The sequence below is a fragment of the Pseudomonas sp. LSJ-87 genome (genome assembly GCF_032971465.1).
Taxonomy (GTDB): Bacteria; Pseudomonadota; Gammaproteobacteria; order Pseudomonadales; family Pseudomonadaceae; genus Aquipseudomonas; species Aquipseudomonas putida_Z.
The window spans coordinates 99199-111404 of sequence record NZ_JAWJYQ010000033.1 but is presented as its reverse complement, the minus strand read 5'-3'; the positions used below and the strand labels follow the sequence as shown (position 1 = coordinate 111404).

Genomic DNA, 12206 nt, shown 5'->3' with positions numbered 1-12206 from the left:
ACTCTGGCGCAGATTTACGTTTACGTAAAGGTGATGAGTCGATTGACAGTAAGCGCATGCAGGTTTACGTTAACGTAAAGGTGAAAACGACATCGGGTTTGTCGGCGCACCACCGACCCTGTGGGAGCGGGTTTACCCGCGAATGCGATCATCCAGGCAATGACGGTGGCCCTGCTGACGCATTCGCGGGTAAACCCGCTCCCACAGGGCCGGTGGATAGCCCTTGAGCTACGGTGTTACCCAATTTCAAGAACAACAAGGTGCCCCAGCATGCATTACCCCACCCTGAACTTCGCCCTGGGCGAAACCATCGACATGCTCCGCGACCAGGTGCGCACCTTCGTCGCCGCCGAACTGGCCCCGCGCGCCGCGCAAATCGACCACGACAACCTGTTCCCTGCCGACATGTGGCGCAAGTTCGGCGACATGGGCCTGCTGGGCATCACTGTGCCGGAAGAATACGGCGGTGCCGGCCTGGGCTACCTGGCCCACGTGGTGTCGATGGAAGAAATCAGCCGTGGCTCGGCCTCGGTGGCCCTGTCCTACGGTGCCCACTCCAACCTCTGCGTCAACCAGATCAACCGCAACGGCAGCCACGAGCAGAAGCTCAAGTACCTGCCCAAGCTGATCAGCGGCGAGCACATCGGCGCCCTGGCCATGAGCGAGCCCAACGCCGGTTCCGACGTGGTGTCGATGAAGCTGCGCGCGGAAAAGCGCGGCGACCACTACGTGCTCAACGGCAGCAAGACCTGGATCACCAACGGCCCGGACGCCAACACCTACGTGATCTACGCCAAGACCGACCTGGAAAAGGGCGCGCACGGCATCACCGCGTTCATCGTCGAGCGTGACTGGAAAGGCTTCAGCCGCAGCAACAAGTTCGACAAGCTGGGCATGCGTGGTTCCAACACCTGCGAGCTGTTCTTCGACGGCGTCGAAGTGCCGGAAGAAAACATCCTTGGCCAGCTCAACGGTGGCGTGCGCGTGCTGATGAGCGGCCTGGACTACGAGCGCGTGGTGCTGTCCGGCGGCCCGACCGGCATCATGCAAAGCTGCATGGACCTGGTGGTGCCCTACATTCACGACCGCAAGCAGTTCGGCCAGAGCATCGGCGAGTTCCAGCTGATCCAGGGCAAGATCGCCGACATGTACACCCAGCTCAACGCCAGCCGCGCCTACCTGTATGCCGTGGCCCAGGCCTGCGACCGTGGCGAGACCACCCGCAAGGACGCCGCCGGGGTGATCCTGTACACCGCCGAGCGCGCCACGCAAATGGCCCTGGAGGCGATCCAGATTCTGGGTGGCAATGGCTATATCAACGAATTCCCGGCAGGCCGCCTGCTGCGCGACGCCAAGCTGTACGAGATCGGTGCCGGCACCAGCGAAATCCGCCGGATGCTGATCGGCCGCGAACTGTTCAACGAAACCCGCTGAGCACAAGGGACGGGCGCACATGGCTACCTTGCACACCCAGATCAATCCGCGTTCGGCGGAGTTCGCCGGCAACAGCGCGGCCATGCTCGAACAGGTCCAGGCCCTGCGCGGCCTGCTCGCCCAGGTGGCCCAGGGCGGTGGGCCCAAGGCCCAGGAGCGGCACACTTCGCGTGGCAAGCTGCTGCCGCGCGAGCGTATCGACCGCCTGCTGGACCCGGGCTCGCCGTTCCTCGAAATCGGCCAACTGGCTGCCCATGAGGTATATGGCGAAGACGTGCCCGCTGCGGGCGTGATCGCCGGCATCGGCCGCGTCGAAGGCGTGGAATGCATGATCGTGGCCAACGACGCCACGGTCAAAGGCGGTTCCTACTACCCGCTGACGGTGAAGAAGCACCTGCGTGCGCAGACCATCGCCCTGCAGAACCGCCTGCCGTGCATCTACCTGGTGGACTCCGGCGGCGCCAACCTGCCACGCCAGGACGAAGTGTTCCCCGACCGCGAGCACTTCGGGCGGATCTTCTTCAACCAGGCCAACATGAGCGCACTGGGCATTCCACAGATTGCCGTGGTGATGGGCTCGTGCACCGCCGGCGGTGCCTATGTGCCCGCGATGGCCGACGAAGCGATCATGGTGCGCCAGCAAGCGACCATCTTCCTCGCCGGCCCGCCACTGGTAAAGGCCGCCACCGGTGAGGTGGTGAGCGCCGAAGACCTCGGCGGCGCCGACGTGCACTGCCGCACCAGCGGCGTGGCCGACCACTATGCCGACAACGACGAACACGCCCTGGCCCTGGCCCGACGCAGCGTGGCCAACCTCAACTGGCACAAGCTGGGCAAGCTGCAGCGCCTGGCCCCGGTGGCACCGCTGTATGCCGCCGATGAGCTGTATGGCGTGGTGCCGGCCGACGCCAAGCAACCGTTCGACGTACGCGAGGTGATCGCGCGCCTGGTCGACGGCTCGGTGTTCGACGAGTTCAAGGCGCTGTTCGGTACCACCCTGGTGTGCGGCTTTGCCCACCTGCATGGCTACCCGGTGGCGATCCTCGCCAACAACGGCATCCTGTTCGCCGAAGCGGCGCAAAAAGGCGCGCACTTCATCGAACTGGCCTGCCAGCGCGGCATCCCGCTGCTGTTCCTGCAGAACATCACCGGCTTCATGGTCGGCAAGAAGTACGAAGAAGGCGGCATCGCCAAGCACGGCGCCAAGCTGGTCACTGCCGTGGCCTGCGCCCAGGTGCCGAAGTTCACGGTGATCATCGGCGGCAGCTTCGGCGCCGGCAACTATGGCATGTGCGGCCGCGCCTACGACCCGCGCTTCCTGTGGATGTGGCCCAACGCACGGATTGGCGTGATGGGGGCCGAACAGGCCGCCGGCGTGCTGGCCCAGGTCAAGCGCGAACAGAGCGAGCGCAGTGGCCACCCGTTCAGCGCCGAAGACGAAGCCCGGCTGAAGCAGCCGATCCTCGACCAGTACGAGCACCAGGGCCACCCCTACTACTCCAGCGCCCGCCTGTGGGACGACGGTGTCATCGACCCGGCACAGACCCGCGACGTGCTCGGCCTGGCGTTGTCCGCCGCGCTGAACGCACCGATCGAACAGAGCCGCTTCGGCATTTTCCGGATGTGACCCATGAGCGATTTCAGCACCCTCGAAGTGATCCGCGACCCGCGCGGCTTCGCCACCCTGTGGCTGAGCCGCGAGGACAAGAACAACGCCTTCAACGCCTTGATGATCCGCGAGCTGATCGTCGCCCTCGACCAGTTGGCCGAGGACGCCAGCCTGCGCTTCGTGCTGCTGCGCGGCCGCGGCCGGCACTTCAGCGCCGGCGCCGACCTGGCCTGGATGCAGCAGTCGGCGCAGCTGGACTTCAACACCAACCTGGATGATGCCCGCGAGCTGGGCGAGCTGATGTACGCCCTGCACCGCCTCAAGGCGCCGACCCTGGCCGTGGTGCAAGGCGCGGCCTTTGGCGGCGCGCTGGGCCTGATCAGTTGCTGCGACATGGCCATCGGCGCCGAAGACGCCCAGCTGTGCCTGTCGGAAGTACGCATCGGCCTGGCCCCGGCAGTGATCAGCCCGTTCGTGGTCAAGGCCATCGGCGAGCGTGCCGCGCGCCGCTATGCCCTCACCGCCGAGCGTTTCAGCGGCGTGCGAGCCCGCGAGCTGGGCCTGCTGGCCGAGGTCTACCCGGCAAGCGAACTGGACGCCCAGGTCGAAGCCTGGGTGAGCAACCTGCTGCAAAACAGCCCGCAAGCGCTGCGCGCCACCAAGGACCTGCTGCGTGAAGTGGACGACGGTGAACTCAGCCCGGCCCTGCGCCGCTACTGCGAAAACACCATCGCCCGCATCCGCGTCAGCGCCGAAGGCCAGGAGGGCCTGCGCGCCTTCCTGGAAAAACGCCGCCCCGCCTGGCAAACCGACGACAAGAAGGAGCCGCGCCCATGAGCCGCCCCGCTTTGACCACCCTGCTGGTCGCCAACCGCGGCGAAATCGCCTGCCGGGTGATGCGCACCGCCAAGGCCATGGGCCTGACCACCGTGGCCGTGCACAGCGCCACCGACCGTGATGCCCGGCACAGCCGCGAAGCCGATATCCGCGTCGACCTCGGCGGCACCAAGGCTGCCGAAAGCTACCTGCTGGTCGACAAGCTGCTGGCCGCAGCCAAGGCCAGCGGCGCCCAGGCCATCCACCCGGGCTATGGCTTCCTGTCCGAGAACGCAGGCTTCGCCCGCGCCATCGAAGAGGCCGGGTTGATCTTCCTCGGCCCACCGGCCAGCGCCATCGACGCCATGGGCAGCAAGTCGGCGGCCAAGGCACTGATGGAAGCCGCTGGCGTGCCACTGGTGCCGGGCTACCACGGCGAAGCCCAGGACCTGGACACCTTCCGCGCCGCCGCCGAACGCATCGGCTACCCGGTGCTGCTCAAGGCCAGCGCCGGCGGCGGTGGCAAGGGCATGAAAGTGGTCGAGGAAGAAAGCCAGCTGGCCGACGCCCTGGCCTCGGCCCAGCGTGAGGCGCAGTCGTCGTTCGGCGATGCGCGCATGCTGGTGGAAAAGTACGTGCTCAAGCCGCGCCATGTGGAAATCCAGGTATTCGCCGACCAGCACGGCAACTGCCTGTACCTCAACGAGCGCGACTGCTCGATCCAGCGCCGCCACCAGAAGGTGGTGGAAGAAGCCCCTGCGCCAGGCCTGTCAGCCGAATTGCGCCGGGCCATGGGTGAAGCGGCGGTACGCGCGGCCCAGGCCATCGGCTACGTGGGCGCCGGCACCGTGGAGTTCCTGCTCGATGCCCGTGGCGAGTTCTTCTTCATGGAGATGAACACCCGCCTGCAGGTGGAGCACCCGGTCACCGAGGCCATTACCGGGCTCGACCTGGTGGCCTGGCAGATTCGCGTGGCCTGCGGCGAGGCCCTGCCGATCACCCAGGAACAGGTGCCGCTGATCGGCCATGCCATCGAAGTGCGCCTGTATGCCGAGGACCCGGCCAACGAATTCCTGCCCGCGACCGGCAAGCTGGCGCTGTACCGCGAGTCGGCAGCCGGCGAAGGGCGACGGGTGGACAGCGGGGTCAGCGAAGGTGATGTGGTGTCGCCGTTCTACGACCCGATGCTGGGCAAGCTGATCGCCTGGGGCGAAGACCGCGAGCAGGCGCGCCTGCGCTTGCTGGCCATGCTCGACGAGTTTGCCATTGGCGGGTTGAAGACCAACATCGCCTTCCTGCGGCGCATTCTCGCCCACCCGGCGTTTGCTGCAGCGGAGTTGGATACTGGCTTCATTCCGCGTCACCAGGAGGTTCTGCTGCCCGCGCCTCAAGCGCTGCCGGCAGGCTTCTGGGAAGCCGCGGCCGAGGCCTGGTTGCAGGGCCAGGCCGCACACCAGCGGGAGGACGACCGCAGTTCGCCGTGGGCCGAGCGCAACGGCCTGCGCCTGGGCCTGCCGGCGCGCAGCAGCCTGCACCTGGCGAGTGGCGGGCAGGACCAGGCGGTTGCTCTGGAGCGCAGCGCTGCGTCTACCTGGCAACTGGTGGGCGAGCAGTTGGTGCATGACCAGGCGGGTGTGCGACGCCAGCATCTGGCGATCCGCCGCGGTGGCACGTTGTACTTGCAGTGGGATGGCGAGATGCATGCCATCGAAGCCTTCGACCCGATTGCCGAGGCCGAGGCCAGCCACAGCCACCAGGGCGGCCTGGGCGCGCCCATGAACGGCAGCATCGTGCGGGTGCTGGTGGAGCCTGGGCAGGTGGTGGAAGCAGGTACGGCGCTGGTAGTGCTGGAGGCCATGAAGATGGAGCACAGCATTCGCGCACCACATGGCGGCACGGTGAAGGCGTTGTTCTGCCAGGAAGGGGATATGGTCAGCGAAGGGACGGTGCTGGTCGAGCTGGCGGAGTAAGACTCCTGGGGGGCCGCTTTGCGGCCCTTTCGCGACACAAGGCCGCTCCTACAGGTACGGTGCATGCCCTGAGGTTGGTGCGGTACTTGTAGGAGCGGCCTTGTGTCGCGAAAGGGCTGCGCAGCAGCCCCGGCAATCTAGAAGGAGCCATGCACTCGCACGACCACACCCAGAAACTCGCAGCCTTCCTCACACAACAGCGCCGGGTAGTTGCTGTTGAGTGCCTTCAGGTACCGTTGCCCACCTTCCTCCGCCAACTCACGGAAAATCGCCGGTTTGCCCGGCTGACGAGCGATAACCAGACGCCCTGGCTCGGCATCTACCCCAGGGTCCACCAACATCCGCATGCCCTGCGGCACACTGCGGCCACTGGCGGCACTCATCGCATCATTCTCGACAGTCAGCCAGAACGCCTTGCCTTGGGCCAGGTAATCCGTCTGCTCGAACACACCTGGCTCCGCACCCTCTGCGATACCTGGCTCATCCCAACCCAGAACTGGGTAGCGGAAGCACACGATGTATTGCATGAGGTCCAGGTCGTCATCGGAGTCATCGACCTCGTAAACGCTACGCTCCCCGTCAACCTGCCCCTGAATGCGCAGCTGCAAGCTGACGTTATAGTGCGGCATGCCAATTTCGATGAGCGTGCGGTTCATCGACTCGACCTTCGGCTGCCGCCGCTTGTTCAGCCAATGCCCCACGCTGCCTTGAGACACGCCAACGCGCTCGGCAAGCTGCTCTTGAGTGAGCCCTAGCTCCTCCATCCGGTCACGGACCAGGGCAATCCATCTATCCATATTCATCGCTGCCATCAGCCTCCTGCAAAGGCGCGCGTCTCGATCGAACCCGCTGCGGCCGCTGTAGGAGCGGCCTTGTGTCGCGACAGGGCTGCACAGCAGCCCCCGGCAAGCTAGAAGACCCCGTGCCCCCGCACGACCACACCCAGAAATTCGCAGCCGTCTTCACACAGGACTGTCGGATAGCGGGTATTCAGCGGTTTGAGCATCCTGTCTCCGCCCTCCTCGACCAACTGCCGCAACACTGCCGGCCGCCCGGGCTGCCGCGCAATCACCAACCGGCCTGGCTCTGCCGGCAGGCCAGTATCCACCAGCACCCGCGTACCCTCAGGCACGCTCCTGCCACTGGCGGCATTCATCGAGTCGTTTTCCACCACCAGCCAGAACGCATTGCCGGCGGGCATATAGTCAGTCTGTTCGTGGGCCTTGCTTGTTTCTGGCAAGGTCCCCTGCAAGTCAGCCCAACTCAGCACCGGGAAGCGAAAGCTCGCGTAAAGCAGTGCTTCTGCCGAAACCGGCTGCTCGGCCGCATAGTGACCAGGCGATTCGCGCACGATATCGCGCTCCACCACCATGACTTGGGCTTCCAGAAACACCAGCCCAAGCTTTTCGAGCTTTTCGTTGATGGTTTCCAGCGTCGGCCGCCGCGTGCCACGCAGCCAATGCCCCACGCCCCCCTGAGTCATGCCCAGGCGCTCGGCCAGCTTGAGCTGGCTGAGATTGTGTTCGCGCTTGTAGCGCTTGAGAAATGCGTTCCAGTTTTCCATGAGCGGCAACAATACGGACTGTATTACTCGCAGCAATACACAACCTGAATTATTTATTTTTAGATAGATAGTACAGACTGACCTATCCTCTGATTCCTGTGTGTTTGAAGGGAAATCAGAAGGTATCGCGATGAAACCACCGAAAAACGACGAAACAGATCTCGACAGCGAAGCCGCCCGCCGCGCCCTCGACTACTACCTCAACCCCAACCCGCCGCGCCCCACCTTGGACAACAGGATCTGGACCCTGCACGAGGGTGTAACCGGCGACCAGGCCCAGGAACACGCCATCGCCCTGCTGCGCTGCGCCGCCGCCACCGCACAGGAAACCGCCACCCACCAGCACGGCAGCCAGCGCGAACTGACCTTTGCCCTGATGCACATGATGGACATGGCGCGCGCACTGCTCGAGCACAAACGCACCGTGGAATCGGGTTTGTAAACAAGAAAGAAGGGAGAGAACGTGATGGCCGGGTAACGGCGAAGGCCCCGATTGCCGGGACAAGGAAGCGCACCGGTAAAACTTTTTTACCGGATTAGCGAAAATTCATTTGACTGGCAAATGATAACGATTATTATTGCACTCAGCTGATCGCGAGATCTGCTGGATAACCTGGAGCTTAGGTCGCTCTCAGATTATCTCCTCATCAGGCTAATCACGGTTTTTGACCCAGCTTTTTGCTGGGTCTTTTTTTTGGCTCTTCAGGCTAATGAAGATCGTGATGGCGCGCATGATAGCAAAGGTGTTTCAGGGCGTGAACGCTCATTACAAAACTTTGCGGAATCAGCACTTGAGAATCAATCTCGTTTCACCTACGCTGATCACGCATCACGGAAGATGCCCCCATCCCTCCCCCTCCATAGAGCAAGGAGCTGTCCATGACCCGTCTGCTGCTGCCCCTTGAGCACCCAAACCCTGCTGCCGAACATCATGCCGACGACGCCCTGCTGCACGCCCTGAAACGCCTGCCACGGCGTGTGCAACAAGTATTCCTGCTCAACCGCCTCGACCAACTGGACTTCGCCAGCATCGCCGCCCGCCTCGATCTGCCATTGGCGAGCATCGAGCGGCACATGGACCAGGCACTGCAGGCCGGTCGCTCGCGCCGGGATGTGCTGGCGAGTGTTGCCGGGCAATGGTATGTGCGCTTGCAGAGCCCACAGGTGACGGCGTGCGAGCGGATCGATTTTCGCCGTTGGCTGGATGCGGACATGGCGAACTTGCAGGCGTTTCATGACACGGAACTGCACTGGCGCAGCTTGTTGGCACCGGCACGGCAGCTGGGCCAGGATGGTTGGTACCGGCAAGGTCGGGCGGCACTGTCGCTGGGCGGCTGTTCGGTTGCGGTCGGGCTTGGCGTGGCGGCGTTGGTGCTGTTTGGTTTCTGGGCCTGATCAACACTGCGCTACACCGTTATCGTTTTCACCGCGGATGGCTCGTTTGTTACTTCCGATAGAGTTGTAGGGCTTTTCCCTTGTCACTTATTGCCGTTGAGTTCTGGTGCTATCCAGCCTTCTGCTGACTTGATAGCCGGCCCCTACCGCAGTTCATCTGTTGTGCAAACTGCTCTCAGTAGTTGAAGTCATGACCGAGCTGGCCCTGCACCCATTCAAGGAATTGTCGAACCCTGGGGGTTTCAGCATGACCTCGAGGAAATACCAGGTGGTGGGCACTGACGGGCGTCGCCAGGCCTTCTGCAAATACCGGTACCAACTCGCCCCGGGCGATATAGTCCTGCGCCAGCAGGGAACTCTCCAAGGCCAACCCATACCCATGGCTGGCGGCCTCCAGGCTCATGTAGGAGCGATCGAAGCTCAGGGCGTAGGGGGTTTGTGGCAACGCCACGCCTTGCTGGGCGAACCATTGGGGCCATTGCACCAATGCGGCCTCCGACAGGATCAGGTTCTGCCCCAGCAGATCGCTGGGCTGCTTGATAGGCGTACGCTCGAGAAGCTGTGGCGAGGCCAGCACAGTTGCACGCTCATGCCGGATGGTGCGCACTTCCAGGCTGGGCCAGTTCGGGTAGCCATGACGGATATCCAGATCGATCTGATGGCGGCCGAAGTGCAGCGACTCGTAGGAGCACGACAGGTTGATCTGGATCTGCGGATGACTGTTCCGAAAATGGTCCAGGCGCGGCAGCAACCAGAGCAGGCCGAAGCTAGGCGCGGAATGAAGCCGCAAGCAATCGAAGCCCACCGAGTTGCCGGCGCGCTCGGTGGCCGTAGCCAGGCTTTGCAATATGCCTGACACCTCGCGCAGGTACTGCTCTCCGGCCGGGGTCAATGCAACACCGCGCGCCTCGCGAATGAACAATGGACGACCGATCAAGGCTTCCAGATTAGCGATCTGGTGGCTCACCGCAGAGGGCGTGAGGTTCAACTGCTCTGCGGCCCGTGCAACGTTGGCGAAGCGAGCGACTTGCTCGAAGGCCTGAATTGCTTTCAGGGAAGGGATCTGAGGCGATTTTCTGAGGATGTCCAGGCTCATGACCATTTCCTGAAAGATTCGAAGCGATACCAAGGCTTTTACCTTCCTGTAAGCCCAAGGCACAAGTCGAGGGCTGAATTTTTTTCAGCACCGGGTGAAGGAGGCAGCGTTGCTCGGGGTGCTGTCCCGAACGAAGCTGTGCCTATCGGTTCTGCCGGAACCGCCGCTCACAACAACAACCATCTGGAGCACCTTCGATGCTGTTAACAGGAAAATTTGCCGTGATCACTGGCGCGGCCTCTGCCCGCGGCATCGGCCGCGCAACAGCCCAGGCGTTTGCCGCTCAGGGCGCCAAAGTCGCGATTCTGGACCTGGACGCCTCTGCCGCAACCGAGGCTGCCGCTTCACTCGGCGAAGGCCACCTCGGCGTGGCTGCCAACGTTGCCGATGAAGCACAAGTGCGTGATGCCATCGCTCAAGTGCTCGCGCAATTCGGCCGGATCGACGTGCTGGTAAACAACGCCGGCATCACTCAACCGGTGAAAACCCTGGAAATCACAGGGGCTGACTATGACCGGATTCTCAACGTGAACCTTCGTGGCACCTTGCTGATGTCCCAGGCGGTGATCCCAACCATGCGGGCGCAACGCGCTGGCAGCATCATCTGCATGTCTTCTGTGTCTGCCCAGCGTGGTGGCGGCATCTTCGGTGGCCCTCACTACAGCGCGGCGAAGGCTGGCGTGCTTGGATTGGGCAAGGCGATGGCCCGTGAACTGGGACCGGACAATATTCGCGTCAACTCGATCACACCAGGCCTGATTCACACTGACATCACCGGTGGCCTCATGCAGGATGAGCGCTGTCACGCCATCATCGAAGGCATCCCGCTGGGCCGCCTGGGTGAGGCGCGCGATGTCGCCAATGCGGCTTTGTTCCTGGCCAGTGACCTGTCCAGCTACCTGACGGGCATTACCCTGGATGTCAACGGCGGGATGCTGATCCACTGAGCACCCGGTGCATCGTGACCTGCACCCGAGCCCGGCGCAGGCCACGCGTTCGATAACAACAAGAGATCAGAACGAATGACCACATTAGCGCTCGATGCGGTATCCGCCGCGCGCAGCAGTGCCTACCGTAAAACGGCCTGGCGACTGATGCCTTTTCTCATGCTCTGCTACCTGTGCGCCTATCTGGACAGGGTCAATGTCGGCTTTGCGAAGCTGCAGATGATGGACGACCTGGCCCTTTCCGAAGCGGTCTACGGACTGGGCGCCGGCATGTTCTTCATTGGCTATTTTCTCTGCGAGGTGCCCAGCAACATCATTCTGCACAAAGTGGGCGCTCGACGCTGGATCGCTCGCATCATGATCACCTGGGGCATCATCTCGGCGATGTTCGCCCTGGTGGAGACAGCCTGGCAATTCTATACCCTGCGGTTTTTGCTGGGGATCGCCGAAGCAGGCCTGGCACCAGGGCTTCTGCTGTACCTGACCTATTGGTTCCCGTCTTACCGCCGGGCAAAGATGACCGCGCTGTGGTTCATCGCGATTCCGCTCTCGGGCATGGTCGGTGGCCCCTTGTCGGGTTGGATCATGGAGCGCTTTGCCGGCGTTCACGGCTGGGCGGGCTGGCAGTGGATGTTCCTGCTCGAAGCCATCCCAACGGTACTGGTGGGCGTTCTGGTGCTGAGCTACCTGAAGGATGGCGTCGATCAGGCTCACTGGTTGAGCGACGAAGAAAAAGCCCTGGTGCGCAAGGAACTCGCTGAAGACGAGCAACACAAGGTAAACCACGGCTCGGTGGCCGACTTCATCCGCGACCGTCGGCTCTGGTTGCTGGCGGGCATCTACTTCTGCGTAGTGATGGGCCAGTACGCAATCACGTTCTGGCTACCCACACTGGTACGTAATGCCGGCGTCAGCGAACCTTTGCACATCGGCCTGCTGACCAGTCTGCCGTACCTGTGTGCCATCGTCGCGATGCTGTGGGCCGGGCGCAGCGGCGACCGTCACCGTGAACGCCGCTGGCATCTGGCGATCCCCATGCTGATCGGCGCACTGGGCCTGAGCCTCGCCGCAGCACTGGGCAGCAGCCTGACGCTATCGATCCTCAGCCTGTGCCTCGCAGCGGCTGGAGTGCTATCCGCCTCTTCGCTGTTCTGGATGCTGCCCACCACGCTGCTGGGAGGTGTATCGGCGGCGGCAGGCATCGCGGCGGTGAACAGTTTCGCCAACCTTGCCGGCTTCTGCTCGCCGTACCTGATCGGCTGGGTCACTACCACCTTGGGCAGCAATGCCATCGGCATGTATCTCATCACGGCCGTACTCATGTTTGGCGCCTTCCTGGTGTCGCGAGTACCGGCTCATCTGGTCAATCGTTGAT

At 63.2% G+C, this 12206-nt stretch carries 11 protein-coding genes; 8 read left to right on the top strand and 3 right to left on the bottom strand.

What is annotated here, in order from left to right; translation table 11 throughout:
* The first annotated feature begins 270 nt into the window (after positions 1-270).
* Genes RYH74_RS19860 through RYH74_RS19845 form a run of 4 tightly spaced genes read left to right on the top strand, consistent with a single transcriptional unit; the run spans position 271 to position 5829 of the window.
* Positions 271-1434, top strand: coding sequence for an isovaleryl-CoA dehydrogenase (locus RYH74_RS19860; RefSeq protein WP_013973339.1), 1164 nt, complete (start codon positions 271-273; stop codon positions 1432-1434).
* Positions 1435-1453: 19 nt separating this feature from the next.
* Positions 1454-3061, top strand: a complete 1608-nt coding sequence (locus tag RYH74_RS19855; protein ID WP_013973340.1) for a carboxyl transferase domain-containing protein — start codon at positions 1454-1456, stop codon at positions 3059-3061.
* A 3-nt stretch (positions 3062-3064) separates the two neighbouring features.
* Positions 3065-3880 carry a gamma-carboxygeranoyl-CoA hydratase gene (locus tag RYH74_RS19850; RefSeq protein WP_039613144.1) on the top strand — a complete coding sequence of 272 codons (816 nt, stop codon included), beginning with the start codon at positions 3065-3067 and terminating at the stop codon, positions 3878-3880.
* A complete protein-coding gene (locus RYH74_RS19845) occupies positions 3877-5829 on the top strand; it encodes an acetyl/propionyl/methylcrotonyl-CoA carboxylase subunit alpha (protein ID WP_075045680.1) in 1953 nt (650 codons plus the stop codon). The genes RYH74_RS19850 and RYH74_RS19845 overlap by 4 nt, the downstream gene beginning before the upstream one ends.
* Before the next feature lie 137 nt (positions 5830-5966).
* On the opposite strand, the gene RYH74_RS19840 is transcribed toward RYH74_RS19845, so the two are convergent.
* Entirely contained in the window at positions 5967-6632 is a 666-nt protein-coding gene (locus RYH74_RS19840) for a LexA family protein (protein WP_204249932.1), read from the bottom strand.
* Between the two features lie 107 nt (positions 6633-6739).
* Entirely contained in the window at positions 6740-7393 is a 654-nt protein-coding gene (locus tag RYH74_RS19835) for a LexA family protein (RefSeq protein ID WP_075045682.1), read from the bottom strand.
* A 130-nt stretch (positions 7394-7523) separates the two neighbouring features.
* Here RYH74_RS19835 and RYH74_RS19830 point away from each other — a divergent pair, with 130 nt between their 5' ends.
* Both RYH74_RS19830 and RYH74_RS19825 read left to right on the top strand, forming a co-directional pair.
* On the top strand, positions 7524-7835 hold the full coding sequence (locus RYH74_RS19830; RefSeq protein ID WP_025339827.1) for a DUF6124 family protein: 312 nt from the start codon (positions 7524-7526) through the stop codon (positions 7833-7835).
* A 437-nt stretch (positions 7836-8272) separates the two neighbouring features.
* Positions 8273-8788 carry a DUF4880 domain-containing protein gene (locus RYH74_RS19825; RefSeq protein WP_317409964.1) on the top strand — a complete coding sequence of 172 codons (516 nt, stop codon included), beginning with the start codon at positions 8273-8275 and terminating at the stop codon, positions 8786-8788.
* Positions 8789-8963: 175 nt separating this feature from the next.
* Here RYH74_RS19825 and RYH74_RS19820 read toward each other — a convergent pair whose 3' ends face one another.
* Positions 8964-9884 carry a LysR substrate-binding domain-containing protein gene (locus RYH74_RS19820; protein ID WP_317409963.1) on the bottom strand — a complete coding sequence of 307 codons (921 nt, stop codon included), beginning with the start codon at positions 9882-9884 and terminating at the stop codon, positions 8964-8966.
* Between the two features lie 197 nt (positions 9885-10081).
* On the opposite strand from RYH74_RS19820, the gene RYH74_RS19815 reads away from it, so the two are divergent.
* Both RYH74_RS19815 and RYH74_RS19810 read left to right on the top strand, forming a co-directional pair.
* A complete protein-coding gene (locus RYH74_RS19815) occupies positions 10082-10831 on the top strand; it encodes an SDR family NAD(P)-dependent oxidoreductase (RefSeq protein ID WP_317409962.1) in 750 nt (249 codons plus the stop codon).
* A 75-nt stretch (positions 10832-10906) separates the two neighbouring features.
* Positions 10907-12205 (top strand): MFS transporter, encoded by a 1299-nt coding sequence (locus RYH74_RS19810; protein ID WP_025339858.1) that lies wholly within the window; start codon positions 10907-10909, stop codon positions 12203-12205.
* The last annotated feature ends 1 nt before the right edge of the window (position 12206 follow it).

Bases quoted from the DNA above. Each gene is read 5' to 3' on its own strand.
- RYH74_RS19850 (WP_039613144.1), top strand. From the start codon at position 3,065: ATGAGCGATTTCAGCACCCTCGAAGTGATCCGCGACCCGCGCGGCTTC.
- RYH74_RS19825 (WP_317409964.1), top strand. From the start codon at position 8,273: ATGACCCGTCTGCTGCTGCCCCTTGAGCACCCAAACCCTGCTGCCGAA.
- RYH74_RS19860 (WP_013973339.1), top strand. From the start codon at position 271: ATGCATTACCCCACCCTGAACTTCGCCCTGGGCGAAACCATCGACATG.
- RYH74_RS19810 (WP_025339858.1), top strand. From the start codon at position 10,907: ATGACCACATTAGCGCTCGATGCGGTATCCGCCGCGCGCAGCAGTGCC.
- RYH74_RS19830 (WP_025339827.1), top strand. From the start codon at position 7,524: ATGAAACCACCGAAAAACGACGAAACAGATCTCGACAGCGAAGCCGCC.
- RYH74_RS19835 (WP_075045682.1), bottom strand. From the start codon at position 7,393: ATGGAAAACTGGAACGCATTTCTCAAGCGCTACAAGCGCGAACACAAT.
- RYH74_RS19855 (WP_013973340.1), top strand. From the start codon at position 1,454: ATGGCTACCTTGCACACCCAGATCAATCCGCGTTCGGCGGAGTTCGCC.
- RYH74_RS19840 (WP_204249932.1), bottom strand. From the start codon at position 6,632: ATGAATATGGATAGATGGATTGCCCTGGTCCGTGACCGGATGGAGGAG.
- RYH74_RS19845 (WP_075045680.1), top strand. From the start codon at position 3,877: ATGAGCCGCCCCGCTTTGACCACCCTGCTGGTCGCCAACCGCGGCGAA.
- RYH74_RS19820 (WP_317409963.1), bottom strand. From the start codon at position 9,884: ATGAGCCTGGACATCCTCAGAAAATCGCCTCAGATCCCTTCCCTGAAA.
- RYH74_RS19815 (WP_317409962.1), top strand. From the start codon at position 10,082: ATGCTGTTAACAGGAAAATTTGCCGTGATCACTGGCGCGGCCTCTGCC.